This window comes from Streptomyces xiaopingdaonensis, from assembly GCF_000262345.1.
GTDB classification, from domain to species: Bacteria; Actinomycetota; Actinomycetes; order Streptomycetales; family Streptomycetaceae; genus Streptomyces; species Streptomyces xiaopingdaonensis.
Genome location: NZ_AJTQ01000374.1, coordinates 24,296 through 47,858, shown reverse-complemented (window position 1 = coordinate 47,858; position 23,563 = coordinate 24,296). Strand labels below are relative to the sequence as shown.

Below are 23,563 nucleotides of genomic sequence, written 5' to 3'. Positions count from 1 at the left end.
GTCCCGTCTCGGAGCAGACGGCGCACTGCATCGCGTACGAGTGCGGTACGGCGTCCGGCTCGGTGTCCGGCGTGACGGTGTACTCACGAAACCGCGAAAGCCTGTTGCCGCAATGGAGGTTGGGCTCACGACAGTGTACGTATTGATGCGTCCGTTCCGTGCTCGTCATGGACCAGGACGCTATGGCCGATCTATCGCCCGCTCCGTACACGCTTCATGGCAGTTCCGGAGCCAACGCGTTCCCACTGCTACGAAACGTGGCAGTCAGCCCGAGACACCCAGGTGACAGGCCATGGTGCGCATCTCCTGTGTCAATGTGCGTTTACGGTGGGCCAGGATGTCCGACATGATGTAGCGGGCCATCCGCTGATGCCTGAGCCACTCGGGAGAAGTGCGGCGCACGGTGCTGAGTTCGTCCATGGCGTCCTGGTGCGAACCCAGCGTCGCGTGTGCGCGTGCGACGTCGAGACGGTGTCGGTCCCAGTTGTTCCGGCTCGGATGACCGAAGCGTTTCAGGGCCTTGTGTCCCACGGGGCCGTCGTCCGTCCTGCGGAGCACGCCGCGGGCGTCTCCGATCAAGGAGAGGTCCTCGATCGCTTTCGTCTCCGCCGTGACGGGGCCGAACGTCGTCCAGTGCTCCCTGAAGTCGACGTGTTCCGTATTGAGGGCGCTCGCAGCCGTCGCCGTCATGCGTCGTGCCTCGCGGGCGACTTGCGGACGGTTGTTGCGCATGGCCGCGGACGCTACGCGTTGCAGAAGCTCGCCCCACACCGCGAGTTGGCCCGGACTGGCGGAGGAGAGACGCGGCTCGACCTCGGCCGCCGTGGTCGCGGCCAGTTGCTCGCACTCGTCGAAGCGGTCCTGACGCAGGAGCAGCCAGCTCAATCCGACCACGCCCGTGGCCGCGGCGAGCATGCGACCTGTCTCGCGGGCGCCCCTAATCCCTTGCGAGAGGGCGTGACAAGCGAGGTCGTACCGCCGCACCTGCGTCAGGTACTTCCCCGCGAGGAGAACGCCTGGGAGCGCGCACCGAGGGCCTTACGGCGAGCGTCGTCGTCCTCGCTGACGCTCACTGCGGCTTCGAGGGACCGAAGAATTCCGGGGAGTTTCTTCGCCACGGAGTCGTAGCGGTCGGCGTGGTAGAGACTGTGCGAGTCCTCGATCTCCCGTTGGATCGCCTCAACTCCTTTGGCTTCACGAGGAGTTGTTCGGTTCTCCGCGAGCCCGACCGGCGGCATGAGCGCGCGACGCAACTCCAGCAACCGGATGTCGTCGCCCTCGCCGCCCCGGTCAGGCTCGGGCACTCCGGTGGCGAACAGGCTCGAAGTGGTGGTGCCGAGCGCACGGGCCAACGCGTGCAGCGTCTCCACCCGCACGTTGCCGCCCTGCTCGACCTTCCGTACCACCCCGACCGAGACGCCTGCTTCCTCGGCCAGTTGCTCCTGCCCCAGCCCCGCGCGGCGTCGATGGTTACGGACGTTCTCAGACAGTGACATGGAATCACCCCACCGTCAGCGTACGTGGCCCGTGGCGCCGGACGGCCAACTCGTCAGCAGCGCACGGCTGGTGCCCGTGGTGGCGCACACGTCGGCGGAAGGCCGTGGCCCACCGGTGAGGGGGCAAGGAAGAGGTGCGTTATTCCGGGTGAAGACGAAGACAACGGGTGCCGCCGCCGACAGCGATCCTGTGAGCAGCTCCCGTTGCCTCCTGCAGCCGTTGCGACCGCGCACACCTGCACGTCAGGCGCTGTTCGTCACCCCGGCAACTGCCCCTCGACAGCAGCCGTCACCTCGGCCGACTCCGGTTCGGTCTGCGGGGAGAAGCGGGCCACCACCGTGCCCTCGGGGGAGATCACGAACTTTTCGAAGTTCCAACGGATGTCCCCGGAGTATCCCTCGGCGTCGGCGAACGGGGTGAGGCGCTCGTAGAGCGGGTGGCGGGTCTCGCCGTTGACGTCGACCTTCTCCGTCATCGGGAAGGTGGCGCCGTACGTGGCGGAGCAGAACTCCGCGATCTCCTCGTGGCTCCCGGGCTCCTGGCCCATGAACTGGTTGCAGGGGACGCCGAGCACGGAGAAGCCGCGGTCGGCGTACCGCTGCTGGAGCTGCTCCAGGCCCGTGTACTGCGGTGTGAGGCCGCACTTGGAGGCGACGTTGACGATCAGCAGCGCCTTGCCCGCGTACTGGGCGAGGTCGGCGCTGCCGCCGGTGAGCGCGTTCAGTTCGACTTCGTGGACGGACGGTGCGGAGTTGTCAGGCATGCCCCGGATCGTAGTCCCGCTGCTTCCCGGACGGGGCGCGCCCGGGGTTGCGGGCCCGCAACTCCCTTACGCGTACGGGTGAATTGCTCGCCCTCGGTTTGTGGCTGCTCACACACCGCTATCAGGATGGGGGGTTCCGGCACGGTGCAGCGCCGGGTACAGGCGTAGTCCGTCGAGGAGTTGGGTCGATTGAGCACGGAAGAAGGTTCTCCCGCGGTCCCGAGCGGGGAGCGCGTCGGGCGGGTCCGCGCGGGGGTGCGCGGATGACGGCCGGCGCGGTCGCGGTGACGGGCCTGGGCGTGCTCAGCCCCGCGGGGGTCGACGTGGAGGAGACCTGGCGCGGCGTCTGCGCAGGGGAGCAGACGGCGGTGACCGACCCGCTCCTCGCCGAGCTGCCCGCCGGCTTCAGCTGCCGCGTCCCCGACCTGCACCTCACTTCGGAGTACGGCCGGCGCAGGCGCTGGCGCCTCGACCGGTGCAGTCAGCTCGCGATCTCGGCGGCCGAGGCCGCCGGCGCAGACGCCGGTCTGGAGCCGGGGGGTTGGGACGCGGCGCGCGTCGGCGTCGTCCTCGGCACCAGCCTCGGCGGCGCGCAGACCTGGGAGACGCAGCACCGCAAGTTCCTCAGCGACGGGCCTCGCGCGGTGAGCGCCGCGCTGCTGCCGATGGTGATGCCGAACATGCCGGCGGGCGAGGTGGCGATCGCGCTCGACGCACGCGGCCCGGGCATGGCCGTCTGCACGGCGTGCGCCTCGGGGGGCACGGCTCTCGCGACGGCACGCGAGTGGCTCCTCGCCGGTGCCTGCGACGTCGTCCTCGCGGGCGGGGCCGAGGCGGCAGTCACGCCGCTCGTCGCCGCCGGGTTCCAGCGCGTCGGCGCGCTCTCCCGCCGTGCCTCCGAACCGGCCGCCGCCTCCCGCCCGTTCGCTGCCGATCGGGACGGCTTCGTCCTCGGCGAGGGCGCGGGCGTCCTCGTGCTGGAGCGGCTGGAGCACGCCCGCGCCCGCGGCGCGACCCCGCGCGCCCTCCTTGCGGGCGCAGGCACGAGCACCGACGCGCACCACCCGACGACGCCGAGCCCCGAGGGCCGCGTGGCCGAAGCGGCGGTGCGCGAGGCCCTCGCCTCGGCCGGCGTCACAGCGGCCGACGTCGACCACGTCAACGCGCACGGCACCTCCACCCCCGTCGGCGACGCCGCCGAGGCGGCGCTGCTCGCCCGCGTCTTCCCCCAACTGCCGAGCACGACCTCGGCGAAGGGCTCGCTCGGACACCCGCTCGGCGCGGCCGGCGCCGTCGAAGCCGCTCTCACGGTCCTCACCCTCCAGTACGGCCTCGTCCCCCCGACGGCCAACGTGGACGCGGCCGACCCGGAGCTGGAGATCGACCTCGTCACCAAGGTCGCGAGGGAGCAGCGCGTGGAGGTCGCGCTGAGCAACTCCTTCGGTTTCGGCGGGCAGAACGCCGCCCTCGTCCTCGCCCGCGCCTGACGGATGCGGCCATGCGCGCGGCCGCCGGACGGGGGACACGGCGGGGCGGCCCGGAGGCAGAAAGGGCGGGGCGTGACGGGAATCACCGCGGCGATCTGTCCGGAAAATCCCAGGCCCGGAAGAGCGTTGGCGCGCGGGGAACGATCGCGTCCCTTTTCTTCGTTCTTGACTCTGCAGTAGCGTGCTGTTTTTGCCAACGCATTACGCTGGACGCAAGGCCGTGCGGTACGGCCATGGAGGAGTGAGATGAGGAGCAGCAACCCGGTCTTCTCGCGACGGGGGTTCAGCCGCGAAAACGGCTACGCCGGATTCCAGGGCGCGCAGCAGCAGCCCGTCCCCGGCAACCCGTACGCGAACAACCCCTACGCCCAGCCGCAGACCGCAGGCCAGCCGTACGGCGTCCCGCAGGCCCCGCAGCAGACCGGCCGCATGACCATCGACGACGTCGTGACGCGGACGGGCATGACCGTCGGCCTCGTCGTCGTGATGGCGGCCGTCGCCTGGATCACGGACCTCTCCCTCGGCCTCGCCATCGGCGCCGGGCTCGTGGCGATGGTCCTCGGCTTCGTCCAGGCGTTCAAGCGCAAGGCGTCGCCCCCGCTGATCCTGGCCTACGCCGCGTTCGAGGGCCTCTTCCTCGGTGCGATCAGCAGCTTCATCGACAGCCAGATCGCCAACGGCGCCGCGATGCAGGCGGTGTTGGGCACCATGGCGGTCTTCACCGCCGTGCTCATCATGTACAAGACGCGCATCATCCGCGTCACGCAGCGCTTCTACCGCTTCGTCATGGCGGCCGCGATCGGCTTCGTGCTCCTGATGGGCGTGAACCTGCTCTTCGCCGTCTTCGGCGGCGGTGACGGGCTCGGCTTCCGCAGCGGCGGCCTCGGCATCCTCTTCGGGATCGTCGGCATCTGCCTCGGCGCGCTCTTCCTCGCGCTCGACTTCAAGCAGGTCGAGGACGGCGTCGCGTACGGCGCCCCGCGTGAGGAGTCCTGGCTGGCGGCCTTCGGTCTGACGATGACCCTCGTCTGGATCTACATGGAGTTCCTCCGCCTGATCGCGATCCTCCAAGGCGGCGACTGACCGGCCGCCGTGCCGCACCGCCGGGGACGGCGGGCGGCACGGCGGACCCGGGCCCGTCCGCGTTGTTGCGCATCGTCGCCGCCGCTCCCCGTCCCAGGGGCGCGGCGGCGACGTCGCATGTGCGGCGCGAGCACGGAAGAGCCCCCGAGGCGATGCCTCGGGGGCTTGTTGTGCGCTCGGCTTCCGTTGCCGGACCGTGGAGTGCCTGCTCCGGCCGGCTCGGCGCCGGCGGCCCGTCTCAGCTCAGTCGGAGGTTGCGTGCGGCGCGGCGCAGGTCGTGTTCGTGGATGATCGCCTTTGCGTGCCCGTAGGCGAGGTTGTGTTCACCGCGGAGCCAACTCACCTTCTCCTCGAAGCGGAAGAGGGCGGGGCCTTCGTCGACGGTGCGGAGCCACTCCGAGACCTCGCGGCCGGTGCAGTGGGGGATGCGGGAGAGGAGGTTCTGGTGGGTCTCTTCGGAGATGATCTGGGACATCGGCGCCTCCGGACGCTTTCCAGTGAGTCCTTGCGGACACGTTGCCTGAGCCCGGAGGCGTTGGCAACAGTCCGCGAGTCCCTCGTACGCTTGAGCCGTGTTCGACACCGCTGAACTGACCACCGCCGTGGAGCACCTCGCCGACCGGCTGCGTGCGATGCCGCAGAGCAGACTGGAGCGGGGCGCCGCTGCCGAAGGCCGGGCGCTGGCGGAGGAGTTGGCGCTGCGTGCACAGCGGATCGAGTTCCCCGGCGTCGAGCCCGCGCACATGCCCGATGCCGGCGTCTTCCCCGTCGGTGACCAACTCGCCGTCGCGGGCGCCGACTTGGTGGTCGCGCTCGCCGCCGCGCACACCCCGGGCGACGAGCACGCGCCCCCGGTCGAGCGGGAGCGGGAGCTGGACGAAGCGCTGCGCCTCGTCGAGGAGGCGGCGCGGCGGGTGCGTTGAGCGGCGCGGCCGGGGCTCAGAGGGAGGCGATGACGCGGTCGGCGAGCAGGTACGCCGTCCCGTCCTCGCCGAAGGCGAAGGTGAGCGCGTAGGCACCGGAGACGCTGGAGCCGCCGAGGAGGTACGGCGCCTCGCCGCGGTCGAGCGCCGCGGCGAGGCGCTCGCTCGTCTCGCGGTGGCCGGGCGAGAGGCAGACCGTCGTGCCGTCCTCGAAGACGTAGACGTCGAGGGTGCCCAGCGGTCCCGGGCGCACGTCGGCCAACGGCGTCCGTGCGCAGGCGAGTTCGGCGAGGCGCTCGACGGTCCGCTGGTGCTCCCCGACGGCCGGAGCCGGTGCCTGCGGCGCCGGCTCCGCGCGCACGGCGTCGCCGCGCAGGTCGTAGTCGCGGTTGGACGGGTGCCTGCGGCGGGCCGCGGCGAGCTCGGGCGGCTCCGCGTCGAGGGCTTCCTCGGGCTCCGCCGAGGTGAGCGCCGGGTCGGCCGCGGGCTGTTCCTCGGACTCCGACTCGGCCTGCGCGCCGGCGTCGTCGCGGGGAGCTGCGGGCTCCTCGGACGGCGGGGGCTCCGAGGCACCGAAGACGGCGGCCCCGTCGGCACGGGCGTCCTCGTCGGGGAGCGGGGACCAGAGGCCGTCGAGGGACGGGAGGTCGTCGGCGGGGCACGGGCCCTCGGGGCCCGACTGGCGGGGGATGAACAGCTCACCGTCGAACGTCTCTTCGTCGTCCCGCAGGCCGTCGTACTCGGGGACCCCGGGCGCGACGACGTACTCGGTGCCGTGGCCTTCGAGGGTCTCCCCGTCGTCGACGCAGCGGGCCTCGCGCGCGGCCCAGAAGGCGCGGGCCTCGGCGAGCTCGCGCTCCCGCTCGTGGGTGAGGGCCTCGCTGACGGCGGCGCGGATCTCGTGTGCGTGGCCGTCCCGGGCTTCCGGGACGGAGGGCTCGGTCCGCAGCGCCTCGTCGAGGCGGGTGTGGAGCGACGCCACCTGCCGGCGCAGGTCGCGGACCGCGTAGGCCGTGTAGGCGGTGGCACAGCCCAGGGCCGTGGTTCCAGCCGCGGCGCACAGCAGGCTGAGGGATATGGCGCTCACTGACGTACTCCCGGTTCCGGTCCTACTCCCCCTGAATTCCTACAACAAGCTGTCTCCTCAAAGCTCTTCGACCGTAGAGCAAACCGGACCCAAAGGGACAGGTGGCGGTTGTCGGCCGTGCCCGGGTCACCGCTGTGACCTGGTGAAACACGGGGCACTTCGGGGATATGTCACATCCTGGGGCCGCTTCGGTCTCGCCCGTGTATCACCGCGGACACACACCGCGCCCGCCCGCGGGACGGCGGGCGGGCGCGGTGACGCGGCACGGAAGCCTCCGGTGCGGAGCCGTTCAGCTCAGGCGCTCCAGCACCATCGCCATGCCCTGGCCGCCGCCGACGCACATCGTCTCCAGGCCGAACTGCTTGTCGTGCCACTGGAGGGAGTTGAGGAGCGTCGTCGTGATCCGTGCGCCCGTCATGCCGAAGGGGTGGCCGACGGCGATGGCGCCGCCGTTGACGTTGAGCTTGTCGAGGTCGATGCCGAGGTCCTGGTAGGAGGGGATCACCTGCGCCGCGAACGCCTCGTTGATCTCCACCAGGTCGATGTCGGAGACCGACATCCCGGCGCGGGAGAGCGCCTGTCTGCTCGCCTCGACGGGGCCGTAGCCCATGATCTCGGGGGAGAGCCCCGAGACGCCCGTCGAGACGATCCGCGCGAGCGGCGTGAGCCCCAGCTCCCGTGCCTTGGTGTCCGACATGATCACCAGCGCCGCCGCACCGTCGTTGAGCGGGCAGCAGTTGCCCGCCGTGACGCGGCCGTCGGGACGGAAGACCGGCTTCAGGCCCTCGACCCCTTCCAGCGTGACCCCGGCGCGGGGCCCGTCGTCCTTGCTCACCACCGTGCCGTCCGGCGTGGTGACCGGGGTGATCTCGCGCTCCCAGAAGCCGTCGGCGAGCGCCTTCTCCGCGAGGTTCTGCGAGCGGACGCCGAACTCGTCCATCTCCCGGCGGCTGACGCCCTTGTGCCGGGCGAGGTTCTCCGCGGTCTGGCCCATCGCGAGGTAGACGTCGGGGACCTTGCCGTCATCGCGCGGGTCGGTCCAGTTCTCCGCACCCTGCTCCGCGACGGCCGCGGTGCGGGCCTCGGCCTCGGCGAAGAGCGGGTTGTGGGTGCCGGGCATGCCGTCGGAGCTGCCGTTGACCTGGCGCGAGACGGTCTCGACGCCGGCCGAGACGAAGACGTCGCCCTCGCCCGCCTTGATCGCGTGCATCGCCATGCGGCTCGTCTGGAGCGAGGAGGAGCAGTAGCGGGTGACCGTGCACCCCGGCAGTTGGTCCATGCCGAGCTGGACGGCGACGACGCGGCCGAGGTTGTGCCCCTGCTCGCCGCCGGGGAGGCCGCAGCCGAGCATCAGGTCGTCGATCTGCCGCGGGTCGAGCTCGGGGACCTTGGCGAGCGCGGTACGGACGATCTCCGCGGTGAGGTCGTCGGGGCGCACGTCCTTCAGCGACCCCTTGAAGGCCCGGCCGATCGGCGAGCGGGCGGCGGACACGATGACGGCTTCGGGCATCACGGCTCCTGTGGGTACGCGTTTCGGCGCGCGGGGACGGCGGTCTCAAGCGGGAAGCTACCCGCACGTAGCGTGCCGGTCACGGTCGGAGGCGTGTGATGCCCGCCTCTTTCTAAGCGAGCGCTCTGTGGGTGGCGGGCGGTACGGACGGCCTGCGCGCGGCAGTCCTGTCGTCCGGCGCGGAGCGTCAACCCGTGCCGCCCGAGCGGGAGTTGGCGTCCCCCAGCTCCTCCGTCCGCTCCGGCGTCCCGGTCGCCCCGGGCTCACCGGGGGCGCGTCGCGAGGCGGGTGCCTCGCCGCGCGCGGGAGGCTCGGCGGACTCCGGCGCGCGGGTGTGCTCCACGCCGACGTCCTCCGGCGGGGGCAGCCGCCGACGCCGCCTGTGCTTGAGCAGCGCCCAGGGCCCGCGCACGCCGGCGACCTCCGTGCCGCCTTCGGCAGCCGCCTCGGCTGCCGCGCGCGCGACGGGCAGGATGCCCTCGCGCCGCGACGCGACCGGGTGCTCGTCCTCCGTCGGCCAGAGGCCGAGCGCGGCGCAGAGCGTGGGGAGCACGGCCATGGCCGCGGTGGCGTAACCCTCCGTCGAAGGGTGGTAGTTGTCGGGGCCGAACAGTTCGTCGGGGTTGGCGGCGAACTCCGGGCCGAGCAGGTCGCTCAGCGAGACGGTGCGACCGCCCTCCTCGACGACCGCGATCGTCTGCGCCGCCGCCAACTGACGCGACAGCCGCCGCGCGATCCAGCGCAGCGGCTGTCCGACCGGCTCGATCGTGCCGAGGTCGGGGCAGGTGCCGACGATCACTTCGCACCCGGCGGTGCGGAGTCTCGCCACCGCGTCGGAGAGGTGCCGCACCGAACGGGCGGGCGGCATCCGGTGGGTGACGTCGTTGGCGCCGATGATGACGACGCACACGTCGGGCGCGGCGCCTGCCTCGCGGGCGCCGAGCACCATGGTGACCTGGCGTTCGAGGTCGTCGGACTGGGCGCCGGAGAGCGCGACGTTCTGCAGCTCCACGGGGCGCTCCGCGACTGCGGCGAGCGCCGAGGCGAGCCGGCCGCCCGGCGTGTGCCGTGCGTGGTGGACTCCGAGGCCCGCGGCAGTCGAGTCGCCGAGGAAGGCAAGTTGCAGCGGCCGCAAGGGCGTTGAGCGTTCCGTGAAGGCGGCTCCGTACCGTCCGTCGGACGGTGGTGGTTCACCGACGGTGCCGCCGACCTTTCGTTTGGCGAGCTGCACCTCGGTGAAGAGCAGGCCCACGGCGGCTCCTCCGAGCAGCCCGAGGCCGCCGCTTCCGTAGGCAGCGGCGGTTGCGATCCGCCGGGCCACTCTGGCGCTCGCCGCCTTCGACATCGGCATTTTGCTGGTCCGCCTCCCGCGTGTGCGTGTGGGTCGACTCTCTCGTGTGAGGGAGCCCGGGCGCGGCTCTCGTGGGGGAGCCAGGGTCGCGGGGCGGGGGCGCGGTGCTCCGCGCGTGCCCCTCACTGACTGTGTTGCCCCGTGAGGCCGATCCTGCAACGCCCTTCAGCCGTGCGCATGTTGCTCGCCCCGCGCGTCACCTCAGCTCGACCGTGCGCCGCTTCCGCCGGACGTCCGTGCGAGAGCCCCGCCTCCCGGCGCGGTCCCCCTGGCGTCCGGGTGCGCCGGCGTGCGCGTACGGCGTCCGTGCTCCGCCGTGTGCCGCACGGAGAAGATCGACGCGGAGTACCCAAGGAGCGAACACCTCTCATACGGTGTCGCCACGGGCGAGCGACGGTGCCGCCCCGAGACGCACGGAGACCACGGTGCAGTATCACGACTCGATGATCGAGCTTGTCGGCAACACCCCGCTGCTCAAGCTGAACTCAGTCACGGAAGGGATCGAGGCGACCGTCCTCGCCAAGATCGAGTACTTCAACCCCGGAGGGTCGGTCAAGGACCGCATCGCGGTCCGGATGATCGAGGAGGCGGAGGCGTCGGGGAAGTTGCAGCCGGGCGGCACCATCGTCGAGCCGACCTCGGGGAACACCGGAGTCGGGCTGGCGATCGTCGCCCAACGCAAGGGGTACAGGTGCCTCTTCGTCTGCCCCGACAAGGTCTCGACCGACAAGATCAACGTGCTCCGTGCCTACGGCGCCGAGGTGGTCGTCTGCCCGACGGCGGTCGACCCCGGTCACCCGGACTCCTACTACAACGTCTCCGACCGCCTGGTCCGCGAGACGCCCGGCGCCTGGAAGCCCGACCAGTACAGCAACCCGGACAACCCCCGCTCCCACTACGAGACGACGGGCCCCGAGGTGTGGCAGCAGACGGAGGGGCGGATCACCCACTTCGTCGCCGGCATCGGCACCGGCGGGACGATCAGCGGGACGGGCCGGTACCTCAAGGAGGCGAGCGAGGGCGCGGTGCGGATCGTCGGCGCCGACCCCGAGGGCTCCGTCTACTCCGGCGGGTCGGGGCGCCCGTACCTAGTCGAGGGCGTCGGTGAGGATTTCTGGCCCGACACCTACGACCGCAAGGTCTGCGACGACATCGTCGCCGTCTCGGACCGGGACTCCTTCCAGATGACCCGCCGCCTCGCCAAGGAGGAGGGCCTCCTCGTCGGCGGCTCCTGCGGCATGGCCGTCATGGGCGCGCTGGAGGTGGCGCGCGGCCTCGGGCCCGACGACGTGGTGGTGGTGCTCCTCCCCGACGGCGGACGCGGCTACCTGAGCAAGATCTTCAACGACGAGTGGATGAACGACTACGGCTTCCTCGACGGCGGCCAGCACGCGGCCCGCGTCGGCGACGTGCTCCGCCACAAGGAGGGCCCGATGCCCTCGCTCGTCCACATGCACCCCGACGAGACGGTCGGCGAGGCGATCGAGGTGCTGCGCGAGTACGGCGTCTCGCAGATGCCTGTGGTCAAGCCCGGGGCCGGACACCCCGACGTGATGGCGGCCGAGGTGATCGGCTCCGTCGTCGAACGCGAACTCCTCGACGGTCTGTTCGCCCAGCGGGCGTCGCTCGACGACCGCCTGGAGAAGCACATGAGCGCCCCCCTGCCGCACGTCGGCTCGGGCGAGGCGGTCGCGGAACTGATGACGGTCCTGGAGCGCGCCGACGCGGCCGTCGTCCTCGACGGCGGAAAGCCCGTCGGCGTGGTGAGCCGCCAGGACCTGCTGGCGTTCCTTGCGGGAGAGACGGTCACGGCTTGAGGGAGGGCCCGGCCCGCGTCGGCCGAGTCGGGCCGCAGCCCTCCGACGGTCGGAGGTGGGGGTGTCGTCCGACGAGAGGAGCGGCCCCGTCCGCGAGGCGGGGCCGTTTCCTTTCTCCGCCCGGGGTCGCGGTGACGGGGAAGCGTCCGTGCCGGCCGGCGGTCCTCGGGTGTTGCGTCGAGGCGGAGGCGAGCCGTGCGACCACTGACACAGGCGATCAACGCGTGCACAATGCTCCGATGATCCACCTCACTTCGCACGCTCCGGACACCGTCGGAACCGCCCCGGCAACGGTCGTGGCCACGCGCATATGATCACCGACGGTTTTCTCTACCTCGGCGTCCTGCTGGCCCTGGCCGCGTGCATCGTCTATCTGACGCAGCGGCGCAACTACCGTGTCTTCAGGTACGTACCGGGTTTCGTGCTGCTGTACCTGGGCGCGGCGCTGTTGAACACCGTCGGTGTCTTCGGCGACTCCGAGTCGGTGGAGGCGACCGGCACCGCCGTCCAGGACGCCCTTCTGCCGGCGATGATCCTGCTGCTCCTCTTCCAGTGCGACCTGCGGCAGATCGTCAAGCTCGGCCCCAAGTTGCTGCTGACGTTCTTCGTCGCGTCGCTCGGCATCGTCGTCGGGTTCGTCGTCACCTACCTGGTCTTCAAGGCTTGGCTGCATCCCGAGGCGCACAAGGCGCTGGGCGCGCTCGCCGGGTCGTGGACGGGCGGGTCCGCGAACATGGTGGCGGTGCAGGGGATCGTGCACGCGCCGGAGCGGATCTTCGGCTACGTGCTCATCGTGGACACGGTTCTGTATTCGCTGTGGCTGCTGTTGATGTTCGGCTCCGTCGGCTTCTCCGGCCGCTTCAACCGCTGGACGCGGGCCGACACCACCTACCTCGACACCCGGACCGATGCCGACACGGAGAAGGACGAGGCGCGGAAGGCCCCGATCGACCTGGCGTCGCTCATGGCTCTGATCGGTTTCAGCCTCTTCGCCTCCGCCCTGGCGACCTGGCTCGGCGGTCAACTGCCCGAACTCGGCGCGGTCGTCAACAGCACCACCTGGGCGATCCTCTTCGTCAGCGTGCTCGGGCTGGTCATCGCCTCCACGCCGCTCGGCAGGACCGCCGGCTCCTCCGAGCTCGCAGTGGTGATGCTGTACGTCATCGTCGGCATCATCGCCTCCGAGTCCGATTTCAGTTCGCTCACCGAGGCGCCGCTCTATCTGGCCGCGGGCGTGGTGGTTCTGCTGGTGCACCTCGGCATCCTGGCGGCGTACGCGAAGCTCGCCCGCGTCGAGCTGTTCAGCCTGGCCGTGGCCAGCACCGCCAACGTCGGAGGCATCGCCTCGGCCCCCGTGGTGGCCAGCGCGTTCAACCGCCAACTCGTGCCGGTCGGCGTGCTGTTCGCCCTGATGGGTTCCTTCATCGGTACGTTCACCGGGCTGACGACCGTCCAGATCCTGTCGGCGCTCTGAGGCGGAGGACACCGCACGGCCGCACCTCTCCACAGCTCGCGCGGGGCACGGGACTCTGCGCTCGGAGCCTGCGCAGCCGCCGGGGGACGCCGTCCGTCACGCCGGATCGGCTGCCCCAATCCGACTGTCACCACGCCGAAAACCCCGGTTAACACGCATACCCCAGAGTGGAGTCCATCGGCGTCAGCGGACCTCCGGAGCGGCTCCCGGACCTCCACCGACGCCCAGGCGCGGCCGGTCCTGACCCGGTGCGCGTCCGGCGGGGGCCGTCGTCGTCCCGCCCCCGGTACTACGCGTACCGGGGTGCGGCGGTCCCCGCCTTGTTGTGCGAATCGGTGGGCTTCCGCGGAGCGCTCCGGGCCCGCTGACTCAACCCCCGTCGCCGCCGCGGTCCTTGCGTCGGGTCTCGGGCGGTGGGAACCACGAGCGGCTCGCCTGTACCGCGTTGACGGCGACGATGCCGCCCCAGCAGGTGAGGAGCCCGGCGAGTCCCGCGTTGACCGCCGCGATCGCGGAGAGTGGTATGGCGAGGACGAGGGAGACGACGGCGAGGCCGAGCCGTGCGCCGAGGCCGTCGGGGAGTCCGGACGAGTGCTGCTGGGTGCGGCGCGGGCGCGTGTCGCCGCGGGCGACGACCATCTGCTGCTCGGCCAACTGCCGCCGCACGCGCTTGTCGACGACGGAGTCGAACCGCTCCTCCATCTTTTCCAGGAAGGACTCGACGAGGGCCGTCTCGTACTCGGGGCCCAGCTCCTTGCGGGTCCCGATGGCGGCGTCGATGTCGCGCTTCAGGTCGGAATCGCCAGCGTTCATGCCGGGTACGGTACGGCGCCGGCCCCGGGGGCGCAGTGGGGCTAGCCCCCGGATCGGGGCTGGCTGGAGACGGCGCGCGCCGGCGCCCGTAGAGTCGGCGGGACGGCCTGCGGCGCGGGCCGCTGAGGCACGGGAGGAGAGACGGGATGGCGAGCCCGAGCGCGCGGCTGCAGCGGCTCTTCGAGGGGCGCAGGCTGACCCCGACGCAGCGCCGTATCGCGCACAGCCTGGTGCGCCGCGCGGCCGAGGCGCCGTTCCTCTCCAGCGTCGAGCTCGCCGAACTCGCCGGCGTCAGCCAGCCGTCCGTGACCCGCTTCGCCGTGGCGCTCGGCTTCGACGGCTACCCGGCGCTCCGCCGCTACCTCCGCGAGTCGGCGCCGGCGGGAGCCGAGGCGGACGAGGGGGCTCCGCTCGGCGAGTACCAGCAGGCGGTGCAGGCCGAGATCGCCAACCTCCGCCGTCTCGCCGCACTCCTCGCCGAGCCGGCGCCCGTGGTGCGCGCGGCGCGGCTCCTCGCCGGCTCGCGGCCGCTGCCCGTGCTCGGGCTGCGTGCCGCCGCCGCGCAGGCGAGCGGCTTCTCCTACTTCGCGGCCAAGGTCCACCCCGACGTCCGGCCGCTCACCGAGGGCGGCTCGATGCTCCGCGACCGGCTCGACGCGAGCGTCCGGGCCGGCGCCGGTGCGCTGCTGTGCTTCGCGCTGCCGCGCCATCCGGTGGAGGTGGTGGGCGCGTTGGAGCACGCGCGGAGCGCGGGGCTGCGGATCGTCACGGTCGCGGACAGCGCCTTCGCGCCCGTCGCGCACCCGGACGATCTGCTGCTCCCGGCGGACGTCGGCACGGGCCTCTCCTTCGACACCGCGTGCGGCCCGATGCTCCTCGGCCGGGTGCTGCTGGAGGCGATGTGCGACGAACTCCCCGACGCTCAGGCGCGGTTGGAAGAGTTCGACGCCAGCGCGGCGGAGCGGGGGCTCTTCGCGGAGTGACGGGGCACACGTGCCGGCCGGCTCCGGTTGTCGTCGGTGGTTTCCGTACGACCGCTGGGCGCCGGTCGTCGGTGATCCCACGCGGGCGGGTGTGCGGCGAACCGCGGTGAGTGGCACGTCGGTTGGGCAGTGATCGGGTTCCGGTCACTTGCGGGCAGCCGTGAGCCGCGAGGTCGGTGCGCGGTGAACCAGGTCCCGGTCCGGCCTGGTTGGCAGTTGCTCTCCCGCCCCGGTTCGACAGCCGTCGACAGCTAGGCGCCCGACCAGCGGGGTTGCGTCCCGCTTCTTCCGAGGCCGCTCCGCGCAACGGCACCTCCGGCGCCGGCCGCGCTCGCGCGCGAGGGGATCGGCCGCCGGAGCGAGGAGGCCGACGCCGAGCGCTGTCCGGTACGTCCGACCGCCGCTCCCGGAATGGCCGTCGAGGGCGCTGTGCACTCTCGGCGCCGCGTCCTCGACCAGAACAGCCCCCGGACCGCCCGGTCCGCCCGCGTCCCGGGGCGTTCCGGCCCCGCCGGCCCGGCCCACCGTCCGGCGGCAGGCGTCCCGAGCACCCCAACGACGGGGATCCCGCCCTCGGTTCGCCGCTGCGTCGCAGGTCCCCGCTGTGTCGAGCTGCGGAAGTTTTCCTCCGAGGGGGCTTGCACGAAAACTATCTAAGCCCTTAGATTTTTGGCACTTGCTCGACAACGGGCCGCACACGGCCCGGCGACCGGCCGGCAGGAGGCCAACGATGGTGCAGCTCCCCGCGGACGAAGTGCTCATCGCGGGGGAGTGGCGGCGCGGAGCAGGGGCGCCGATCGAGACGGTCGACCCGTCCGACGGCCGCGTCCTCACCACCGTCCACGCCGCGACCGCCGCGCAGATCGAGGAGGCGGCCGAGGGCGGCGCCCGCGCCGCGGCCGAACCCGCATGGCGCGACCAACTCCCGCACCAGCGGGCCGCGTTGCTCCGCCGCATCGGCGACCTCGTCGAGGAGAACGCGGCCCGCCTCGCCGCGCTCCAGACCGCCGACACCGGCAAGACCCTCGCCGAGACCGGTGCCCTCGTGCACAGCGCGGCGGGCACCTTCCGCTACATGGGCTCTGCGGTCGAGACCGCCGAGGCCGAGGTGACGCCCTCCCGCGGGGCCTACCTGACGATGAACGTCTACGAGCCCTACGGCGTCGTCGGCGCCATCACCCCGTGGAACTCCCCGATCGCCAGCGACGCGCAGAAGATCGCGCCGGCACTCGCGGCGGGGAACGCCGTCGTCCTCAAGCCCGCCGAATGGACGCCGCTCGTCTCGCTCGCGCTGGGGCGCCTCATCACCACCGCGCTCGCCGAACAGGGCCTCCCGGCCGGGCTGGTCTCGGTCCTCCCCGGGCCCGGCCGCGTCATCGGCGACGCGCTCGTGCGGCATCCGCGGGTGGGGAAGGTGTCGTTCACCGGCGGCACCCGCACCGGGCGGGCCATCGGACACGCGGCGGCGGAGAAGGTCATGCCGGTGACGTTGGAACTCGGCGGCAAGTCGCCGACCGTCGTCTTCGACGACGCCGACGTCGAACAGGCCCTCGCCGGCGTGGAGTACGGCATCTTCTCCTCGTCCGGGCAGGCGTGCGTGGCCGGTTCGCGGCTCTTCGTCGCGCGGTCGCTCTACGACGAGTTCCTCGGCGAACTCGTCGAGCGCACCCGGAAGTTGCGGATCGGCCCGGGCACCGACCCTGCGACGCAGGTCGCCCCGCTCGTGCACCGCAGGCACCGGGACGCGGTCGCCGCGTACGTCGACCTCGCGCGCTCGGAGGGGGCCAGGGTGCTCTGCGGCGGCGGTGTCCCGGAGGGGCCGCGGTACGAGGACGGCGCGTACTACCTGCCGACCGTCCTCGACGGCCTCCCCAACTCGTCCCGCACCTGCCAGGAGGAGATCTTCGGGCCCGTCCTCGTCGCCCTCCCCTTCGACGGCGAGGACGACCTCGTCGCGCAGGCCAACGACACCGTGTACGGCCTCGCCTGCGGCCTGTGGACGCGAGACGCGCGGAGAGCGTGGCGGGTGGCCCGCCGGATGGAGGCGGGGACGGTGTGGATCAACACCTACAAGCAGTTCAGCATCGCCACGCCGTTCGGCGGCATGAAGGAGAGCGGCCTCGGCAGGGACAAGGGCCGCGACGCCGTCCGGGCCTACCAGCGCCAGAAGGCCCTCTACTGGGGCACCGGAGAATCGCCGCTCCCCTGGGCGCGGTAGCAGGAGACCGCCGAGCCAGGAGCCCCTGAGAAACGCGAGGTTGGAGAGAGCAATGGAGCAACCCGCCGCACCCAGCGCACCGGTGGCCCGGCTGCGCGCCCTGCGCTCCGTCGAGCTGCGCACCACGCAGTTCGGCGCCGCCGCCGACTTCTACTCGGAGGTGTGGGGCCTGGAGGTCGTCGAGGCCGAACGGGGGGCGAGCTGGCTGCGCGGCACCAACGAGCAGCACCACGTCCTCCAGCTCACCGAGGCCGACCGCACCGCGCTCGGCCGGCTCAGCTTCGCCGTCGCCACGCCCGCCGAGGTGGACGAGGCCGCGCGGCGCCTCCTTTCGCGCGGCATCGTCCCGGTGACCGAGCCCGGACCGCTCGACCAGGTGGGCGGCGGGTACGGGTTGCGGTTCGCCGACCCGGAGGGCCGGCTCGTCGAACTGAGCGCCGAGACCTGGGCCGTTCCGCCCCGCGGGCGCGAGGAGGCGCTGCCCGTCGGCGTCACGCACACCGTCCTCAACACGGCCGACATCGACGCCTCCGTCGCCTTCTACCGCGACGTCCTCGGGATGCGCGTCTCGGACTGGTCCGAGCACCAGATGGCGTTCCTGAGGTGCAACGCCGACCACCACTCCATCGCCTTCAACCAGGCGGAGTGGGCGTCGCTCAACCACGTGGCGTACGAGATGAGTTCGGTCGACCACTTCATGCGCGGCCTCGGACGCCTCCGCCACCACGGCGTGGTGCCGAAGTGGGGCCCGGGGCGGCACGGTCCGGGCAACAACACGTTCTCGTACTTCACCGACCCGTCGGGGCTCGTCTGCGAATACACCTCGGACGTCGCGCAGATCGTCGAGGACACCTGGATCTGCCGCGTCTGGCGGCGCACGCCCGAGCTCTCCGACCTGTGGGGCACGGCGGGACCGCCGTCGCCCGAGATCCGCTCGCACATGGCGGGCTCTCCCGACCCGGGGCCGCTCGCGGACGGCGTCGAACCGTCGGCGCTCGGCGGGCGTTCGGGGGTGCGGGCATGAGCGCGCCGGAGGCCGCCGAGGACGTCGGGCGGGCCGGTGTGCGGCGCGTGGGGCTCATCGGCTGGGGCGCCATCGGACGGGTGGTGGGCCGGGGGCTCTCCGAAGGGGAGGTGCCCGGCGCGGAGTTGGCCTGCGTCGTCGACAACCGGCCGCGCGGCGAGACGCTCCCGGTGCCCCAACTCCCGTTCGCCGAGGCGCTGGACGAGTGCGACCTGCTGGTCGAGGCGGCGGGGCAGGCCGTGGTCCGCGAATGGGGCGAGCGCGTCCTGCGCTCGGGCGCCGATCTGCTCGTCGTCTCCACGGGCGCGCTGACGGACCGCGCGCTCACCGAGCGGCTGCGGCGGGCCGGGCCCGGGCGCGTGCACTTCACCGCGGGCGCCGTCGGCGGACTCGACCTGCTCCAGGCGGTGACGGCGCTCGGCCCGCTGGAGCACCTCGAGCTGACCACGACGAAGCTTCCCGGAACCCTCCGACAGTCCTGGATGGACGCGGAGTTGACCGCACGGCTCGACGACGCGACGGGCCCCGTCGAGCTGATGCGCGGCACGGCGCTCGACGTGCCGGCGAAGTTCCCCAAGTCGACCAACGTGGCCGCGACCGTCGCCGTCGCCGTGGGCGATCCGGAGCGGGTGCGGGTGCGCGTCGTCGCCGACCCGGGTGCGGTGCGCACGAGGCACGTCATCGAGGCGACGGGCCCGATGGGCCGCTACCGCTTCGAGATGGAGCACGAACCCGACCGCGGCAACCCCGCGACGAGCAGCGTCGTCCCGTACGCCGTGCTGCGCAGCCTCGGAGTGCTCGCGGGCGGCGGGGGGCGGGTCCTGTGAACGCGGAGGAGGACGGCACGTTGGACGGATCGGCGGCGCGGAGCGACGCGCCCTACGACATCGCGGGGCTCCACCTGGAGGAGGCGGGCGACGAAGGCCCGCTGCTGCTCTGCCTGCACGGCATCGGCTCCTCCTCGGCCTCGTTCGCACCGCAGTTGGAGGCGTTCGGCGACCGGATGCGCGTACTCGCCTGGGATGCTCCCGGCTACGCACGCTCCGCCGACCCCCGAGTCCCCCTGGACCTCGACGGGTTCGCCGACACCGCGGCGGCGCTCATCGCCTCGCGGGCGGACTCGGCGCACGTCCTCGGGGTCTCCTGGGGCGGCGTCGTGGCCCAGCGACTCGCCCTGCGCCACCCGGAGTTGGTCGACGGACTGGTCGTCGCGGACAGTTCCGTCGGCTCCGGGGCGGAGCCGGAGAAGGCCGAGGGGATGCGTCAACGAGCTGCGCAGCTCGAAGAGTTGGGTCCGAGGGCCTTCGCCGAGCAGCGCGCGCCCCGGCTGCTCTCCGACGCGGCTCCGGCCGAGCTGGTGCGGCACGTCGTCGACACCATGGCCGAGTCGGTCCGGCTGCCCGGCTACGCGTACGCGGCGGAGTCGATGGCGGCGACCGACCTCGCCGGCGAGATCGGCGCGCTCACCGTGCCCGTGCTGGTGCTGTGCGGCTCCGAGGACCGGGTCACGGGTCTCGGGGCGAGCCAGCGGATCGCGGGCGCCGTCCACAAGTCCGCCTACGTCGTCGTCAACGGCGCAGGACACCTCGCCAACCAGGAGCGGCCCCGAGCCTTCAACGACTGGGTCCTCTCCCACTTGCGGATCGCGGCACTGATCCCCGAGTTCAGCGGGATGCCGGAGCCCGAAACCGGCCCCTGAGCAGACCGCCCCGAGCAACCGACCGACGAGAGAGAAGGAGCACCCCGTGCCCATCACCACCACCGAGTACGAGAACGGCGGCGACCTCGCCGAGTACACCGACGGACTCATCGCCACCAAGGACTCGCGCGAGCCCGACTGGGACACCCTCGCCTTCCAGGCGAAGGCCGGCGAGCAGTACCGCCGCGCCCAGATCCGCTACGTCGGCTCCGGCGCCACCGGCAACCACGACGGCGACAACCACATCCTGCCCTCGGGCGGCTTCACCTTCTCCAACATGCTGCTGCCGCCCGGCGCCGAGGGCCCCGAGCACACCCACCACGACGTCGAAGAGGCGTTCTTCGTCCTGGAGGGCGAGGTGCGGGTGGGCATCCACCGCGGCTCTCAGGAGGCGGAGTACCGCACGCTCGGCTACCGCGACATGATCGTCGTTCCGGCCGGGGTGGCGCGCAGCCTCAAGAACGAGGGCGAGACCGACGCGCTCTTCTGCGTCGTCATCGGCACCCGGAAGCCCCAGGTGCCGACGTACCCCGAGCACTCGCCGATGCACGGCGTCACCCGCGACTGATGGAGCGCACACCACGGACGGTCGTCGTCACCGGCGCGGGACGCGGCCTCGGTTACGCCGTGGCGGAGCGCGCCGGTGACGAAGGACACCGTGTCGTCGTCGCCGAACTCGACGCCGAGCGGGGCGAGTCCGCGGCGGCGCGGCTCCGTGGGCGGGGCGCCGCAGCGCACTTCGTGCGGTGCGACGTCGCCGACCCGGAGTCGGTGGCCGGACTCGCCGCCGCCGTCGGTCGGTTGGGCCCGTTGCACGCCGTCGTGAACAACGCGGCGCTCGCCAACGGGGTGGGCGGCAAGCAGTTCCACGAGATCGACGTCGCCGAGTGGGACCGGCTGATGGCCGTGAACGCGCGCGGACCCTGGCTCGTGTCGCGGGCGCTGCTCGCGCAGTTGAGAGCGGCGGGCGGCGGCAGGATCGTCAACCTCGCCTCCGACGCGGCCCTTTACGGCTCCCCGCGGCTCGCGCACTACGTCGCGGCCAAGGGCGCCGTCATCTCCCTCACCCGCGCGATGGCGCGCGAGACGGGGGACGCGGGCATCACGGTCAACGCCGTCGCGCCGGGGCTCACCGAGTGCGAGGCGACCGAGACCGTCCCGGCGGAGCGGCACGAGCTGTACCGCCTCAACCGGGCGATCTCCCGTCCGCAGCAGCCGGAGGACCTCGTCGGCCTCATCGCCTTCCTCCTCGGGCCCGAGTCCGGCTACCTCACCGGCCAAGTCCTCGCCGTCAACGGCGGGTTCACCATGCACTGACGCGCCGCCCGGCACGGCCGACGCGTCGACGACCACAGGAGTTCGATATGGACCTCGGCCTCTCCGGGCGCGCCTACCTCGTGACCGGCGGCAGTTCGGGCGTCGGCCTCGCCACGGTGCGCGCCCTGCTCGCCGAGGGCGCCGATGTCGCCACCTGCGGGCGCGACGCCGAGCGGCTCGCCGAGGCGGCGAGTCAACTCGCCGGCGAGGGCGGACGGTTGTACACGCAGGTGTGCGACGTGCGCGACGAGGCCGCGGTGCAGCAGTTCACGCAGCGTGCGGCCGAGGAGTTCGGCGGGCTCGACGGGCTCGTCAACAACGCGGGCTCGTCGCGGATGAAGCCGTTCGCCGAGGCCACCCCCGAGGACTGGCGCGACGAACTGGACCTGAAGTTCTCCGGCGTCCTCAACCCGCTCAACGCGGCGCTGCCGCTGCTGCGTCGCTCCGACGCGGCCGCCGTCGTCAACATCAACGCCGTCCTCGCCAAGCAGCCGGAGACGCGGCTCATCACCACCTCGGCCGCGCGGGCCGGCATCCTCAACCTTTCCAAGTCGCTCTCCAGGGAACTCGCTTCGGACGGAGTGCGGGTCAACTCCGTCTGCCTCGGCCTCATCGACACCGGCCAGTGGACGCGCCGCTACGCGGACTCCGGAAGCCCGTTGAGCTACGACGAGTGGCAGGCGGAGCTCGCGGCCGACCGCGGCGTCGCCCTCGGGCGGCTCGGCCGCGCCGAGGAGGTCGCCTACGCCGTCGTCTCCCTCCTCTCCCCGCGCGCCTCCTACACCACGGGCACCAGCCTCGACGTCTGCGGCGGGGTGGGCCGCTCCGTCGGCTGAGCGACGCCCACCCCTCGAACTCCCCTCGGAGAAGAAGTGTTCAACCACAGGAACGGCGGCGACCTGCTCGTCGCGACGCTGCGCGCGCTCGGCGTCGACACCGTCTTCGGCATCGTCAGCGTCCACAACCTGCCGCTCGTCGAAGCGGTCGACAGGGAGCTGCGGTTCGTCCCCGTGCGCCACGAGGCGAGCGCCGTCAACGCCGCCGACGCGTACGGGCGGGCCCGCGGCACCCTCGGCTGCGCGCTCACCTCGACCGGCACCGGTGCGGGCAACGCGGCGGGCGCGCTCGTCGAGGCGCTCAGCGCGGGCACGGCGGTGCTCCACGTCACCGGGCAGATCGACAGCGGGCACCTCGGCCGCGGGCGCGGCTACATCCACGAGACCAAGGACCAACTCGGCATGCTCGACGCCGTCTCCGCGTACGCGGCGACGGTGCCGGACACGGCGTCGGCCGGCCGCATCCTGCGGACGGCGGCCCACGAGGCGCTCGCCGCACCGGGCGGCCCCGCGAGCGTCGAGTGGCCGATCGACCTCCAGTACGCCGAGCAGACCGACGACGGCGCCGCCCCGCCCGCGCATGCGCGCCCGATGCCGACGGACGCCCGAATCGACGCCGCCGCCGCCGTGCTGGCCGCGGCGCGACGCCCGCTGATCTGGGCGGGAGGCGGAGCCACCCGGGCGCGGGACGAACTCGCGGCCCTCCTCGACGCCACCGGTGCGGGACTCCTCACCTCCAACTCCGGCCGCGGCGCCGTACCCGAGGACGACGGGCGCGTCGTCGGCAACTTCGCCACCTCCGCCGGAGGACGCGAACTCCTCGCCGAATGCGACGTGTTGCTCAGCGTCGGCACGCACTTCCGCTCCAACGAGACGGCCGACTACAGCCTTTCCCTCCCCGAGCAGCACCTCCAGATCGACGCCGACGCCGAGGCGCTCGGCCGCGCGTACCCGACGGGACACCCGCTCCACGGGCACGCGGCGGACGTCCTCGGCGCCCTCAACGCGCGGCTGAGCACGACGGGTTCGGCGACCGAGACCGAGTGGCCCGCGCGAGTCGCCGCCGTGCGCCGGCGCGTCCGCGCCGAGCTGCGCGAAGGCATCGGGCCGCAGGCCGCCGTCTGCGACGCGCTCGCCGCCGCGCTGCCGCGCGGCGCCGTCGTCGCGCGTGACGTCACCATCCCCTCGTCGAGCTGGGGCAACCGGCTGCTGCCGATCCACGACCCGCGCGCCAACGTCTTCCCCCGCGGGGGAGGCATCGGCCAGGGCCTCGGCATGGCGATCGGCGCGGCGCTCTCGCGGCCCGAGGAGCCCGCGGTGGCGCTCGTCGGGGACGGCGGACTCGCCGTCCACCTCGGCGAACTGCTCACCCTCGCGCAGACGGGCGCCCGGCTCACCGTCCTCGTCTTCAACGACGGCGGCTACGGCGTGCTGCGCAACATGCAGGACCGGTACTTCGACCGCCGCTCGGGCGTCGACCTCGCGACCCCCGACTTCCGCCGGCTCGCCGAGGCATGCGGTCTGCCGTACGCGCGGATCGCGGCGGAGGACGAGGCGGCAGGCGTCCTCGCGGAGGCGACGGCGGCCGGCGGCCCCTCCCTCGTCGAGGTGGACCTCGCTGCGCTCGGCCCGATGAAGACCCCCTTCACCCCGCCGGTCAAGCTGCCGACCAGGTAAGGAA

The 23,563-nt window shown here is 72.5% G+C and carries 23 protein-coding genes; 14 read left to right on the top strand and 9 right to left on the bottom strand.

Annotated elements, in window-relative coordinates:
• The 4 genes from UWG_RS34410 to UWG_RS0129045 all read right to left on the bottom strand — a co-directional run.
• Positions 1 to 169: DUF7848 domain-containing protein (locus UWG_RS34410; RefSeq protein WP_474773927.1), on the bottom strand; the 169-nt coding region annotated here is incomplete at its 3' end.
• 95 nt (positions 170 to 264) lie between these two features.
• Positions 265 to 915: a hypothetical protein gene (locus UWG_RS34190; protein ID WP_337459965.1), complete on the bottom strand. Its 651-nt coding sequence runs from the start codon at positions 913 to 915 to the stop codon at positions 265 to 267.
• 74 nt (positions 916 to 989) lie between these two features.
• The gene (locus UWG_RS34185; RefSeq protein ID WP_337459964.1) at positions 990 to 1,496 is read right to left on the bottom strand and encodes a helix-turn-helix domain-containing protein; all 507 of its coding nucleotides are present in this window, start codon (positions 1,494 to 1,496) and stop codon (positions 990 to 992) included.
• Positions 1,497 to 1,753: 257 nt separating this feature from the next.
• Positions 1,754 to 2,260: a glutathione peroxidase gene (locus UWG_RS0129045; protein ID WP_016910711.1), complete on the bottom strand. Its 507-nt coding sequence runs from the start codon at positions 2,258 to 2,260 to the stop codon at positions 1,754 to 1,756.
• 263 nt (positions 2,261 to 2,523) lie between these two features.
• On the opposite strand from UWG_RS0129045, the gene UWG_RS0129040 reads away from it, so the two are divergent.
• Positions 2,524 to 3,747, top strand: coding sequence for a beta-ketoacyl-[acyl-carrier-protein] synthase family protein (locus UWG_RS0129040; RefSeq protein ID WP_016910710.1), 1,224 nt, complete (start codon positions 2,524 to 2,526; stop codon positions 3,745 to 3,747).
• A 246-nt stretch (positions 3,748 to 3,993) separates the two neighbouring features.
• On the top strand, positions 3,994 to 4,830 hold the full coding sequence (locus UWG_RS0129035; protein ID WP_016910709.1) for a Bax inhibitor-1/YccA family protein: 837 nt from the start codon (positions 3,994 to 3,996) through the stop codon (positions 4,828 to 4,830).
• Positions 4,831 to 5,068: 238 nt separating this feature from the next.
• Here the strand turns inward: UWG_RS0129035 and UWG_RS0129030 are convergent, their stop codons facing one another.
• Positions 5,069 to 5,305: a DUF4287 domain-containing protein gene (locus tag UWG_RS0129030; RefSeq protein WP_016910708.1), complete on the bottom strand. Its 237-nt coding sequence runs from the start codon at positions 5,303 to 5,305 to the stop codon at positions 5,069 to 5,071.
• A gap of 97 nt (positions 5,306 to 5,402) precedes the next feature.
• Here UWG_RS0129030 and UWG_RS0129025 point away from each other — a divergent pair, with 97 nt between their 5' ends.
• The gene (locus UWG_RS0129025) at positions 5,403 to 5,753 is read left to right on the top strand and encodes a hypothetical protein (RefSeq protein WP_016910707.1); all 351 of its coding nucleotides are present in this window, start codon (positions 5,403 to 5,405) and stop codon (positions 5,751 to 5,753) included.
• A gap of 16 nt (positions 5,754 to 5,769) precedes the next feature.
• Here the strand turns inward: UWG_RS0129025 and UWG_RS0129020 are convergent, their stop codons facing one another.
• The 3 genes from UWG_RS0129020 to UWG_RS31305 form a co-directional block, all read right to left on the bottom strand.
• Positions 5,770 to 6,840 carry a hypothetical protein gene (locus UWG_RS0129020; RefSeq protein WP_016910706.1) on the bottom strand — a complete coding sequence of 357 codons (1,071 nt, stop codon included), beginning with the start codon at positions 6,838 to 6,840 and terminating at the stop codon, positions 5,770 to 5,772.
• A gap of 289 nt (positions 6,841 to 7,129) precedes the next feature.
• Complete coding sequence (locus UWG_RS0129015; RefSeq protein ID WP_016910705.1) at positions 7,130 to 8,350, bottom strand: acetyl-CoA C-acetyltransferase; 1,221 nt, start codon at positions 8,348 to 8,350, stop codon at positions 7,130 to 7,132.
• 187 nt (positions 8,351 to 8,537) lie between these two features.
• Positions 8,538 to 9,695, bottom strand: a complete 1,158-nt coding sequence (locus UWG_RS31305) for an SGNH/GDSL hydrolase family protein (protein ID WP_016910704.1) — start codon at positions 9,693 to 9,695, stop codon at positions 8,538 to 8,540.
• 431 nt (positions 9,696 to 10,126) lie between these two features.
• Between UWG_RS31305 and UWG_RS0129005 the strand changes: the two genes are divergently transcribed.
• Together UWG_RS0129005 and UWG_RS0129000 are read left to right on the top strand one after the other, a co-directional pair.
• A complete protein-coding gene (locus tag UWG_RS0129005; protein WP_016910703.1) occupies positions 10,127 to 11,518 on the top strand; it encodes a cystathionine beta-synthase in 1,392 nt (463 codons plus the stop codon).
• 310 nt (positions 11,519 to 11,828) lie between these two features.
• A complete protein-coding gene (locus UWG_RS0129000) occupies positions 11,829 to 12,992 on the top strand; it encodes a DUF819 family protein (protein ID WP_016910702.1) in 1,164 nt (387 codons plus the stop codon).
• Positions 12,993 to 13,361: 369 nt separating this feature from the next.
• On the opposite strand, the gene UWG_RS0128995 is transcribed toward UWG_RS0129000, so the two are convergent.
• Positions 13,362 to 13,805 carry a hypothetical protein gene (locus tag UWG_RS0128995; protein WP_016910701.1) on the bottom strand — a complete coding sequence of 148 codons (444 nt, stop codon included), beginning with the start codon at positions 13,803 to 13,805 and terminating at the stop codon, positions 13,362 to 13,364.
• Positions 13,806 to 13,951: 146 nt separating this feature from the next.
• Between UWG_RS0128995 and UWG_RS0128990 the strand changes: the two genes are divergently transcribed.
• The 9 genes from UWG_RS0128990 (at position 13,952) to UWG_RS0128950 (ending at position 23,559) form a co-directional block, all read left to right on the top strand.
• Positions 13,952 to 14,788 carry a MurR/RpiR family transcriptional regulator gene (locus UWG_RS0128990; RefSeq protein ID WP_016910700.1) on the top strand — a complete coding sequence of 279 codons (837 nt, stop codon included), beginning with the start codon at positions 13,952 to 13,954 and terminating at the stop codon, positions 14,786 to 14,788.
• Between the two features lie 730 nt (positions 14,789 to 15,518).
• The gene (locus tag UWG_RS0128985) at positions 15,519 to 17,006 is read left to right on the top strand and encodes an aldehyde dehydrogenase (protein WP_016910699.1); all 1,488 of its coding nucleotides are present in this window, start codon (positions 15,519 to 15,521) and stop codon (positions 17,004 to 17,006) included.
• Between the two features lie 52 nt (positions 17,007 to 17,058).
• On the top strand, positions 17,059 to 18,030 hold the full coding sequence (locus UWG_RS0128980) for a VOC family protein (RefSeq protein ID WP_016910698.1): 972 nt from the start codon (positions 17,059 to 17,061) through the stop codon (positions 18,028 to 18,030).
• Positions 18,027 to 18,857: an aspartate dehydrogenase domain-containing protein gene (locus tag UWG_RS0128975; RefSeq protein WP_016910697.1), complete on the top strand. Its 831-nt coding sequence runs from the start codon at positions 18,027 to 18,029 to the stop codon at positions 18,855 to 18,857. The genes UWG_RS0128980 and UWG_RS0128975 overlap by 4 nt, the downstream gene beginning before the upstream one ends.
• A 20-nt stretch (positions 18,858 to 18,877) precedes the next feature.
• A complete protein-coding gene (locus UWG_RS0128970; protein ID WP_078495768.1) occupies positions 18,878 to 19,729 on the top strand; it encodes an alpha/beta fold hydrolase in 852 nt (283 codons plus the stop codon).
• A 46-nt stretch (positions 19,730 to 19,775) separates the two neighbouring features.
• On the top strand, positions 19,776 to 20,297 hold the full coding sequence (locus tag UWG_RS0128965) for a cupin domain-containing protein (RefSeq protein ID WP_016910695.1): 522 nt from the start codon (positions 19,776 to 19,778) through the stop codon (positions 20,295 to 20,297).
• Positions 20,297 to 21,046, top strand: a complete 750-nt coding sequence (locus UWG_RS0128960) for an SDR family oxidoreductase (protein WP_016910694.1) — start codon at positions 20,297 to 20,299, stop codon at positions 21,044 to 21,046. Before UWG_RS0128965 ends, UWG_RS0128960 begins: the two co-directional genes overlap by 1 nt.
• A gap of 47 nt (positions 21,047 to 21,093) precedes the next feature.
• Complete coding sequence (locus tag UWG_RS0128955) at positions 21,094 to 21,882, top strand: SDR family oxidoreductase (protein WP_016910693.1); 789 nt, start codon at positions 21,094 to 21,096, stop codon at positions 21,880 to 21,882.
• Positions 21,883 to 21,918: 36 nt separating this feature from the next.
• Complete coding sequence (locus UWG_RS0128950; protein ID WP_016910692.1) at positions 21,919 to 23,559, top strand: thiamine pyrophosphate-binding protein; 1,641 nt, start codon at positions 21,919 to 21,921, stop codon at positions 23,557 to 23,559.
• Positions 23,560 to 23,563 lie beyond the last annotated feature (4 nt).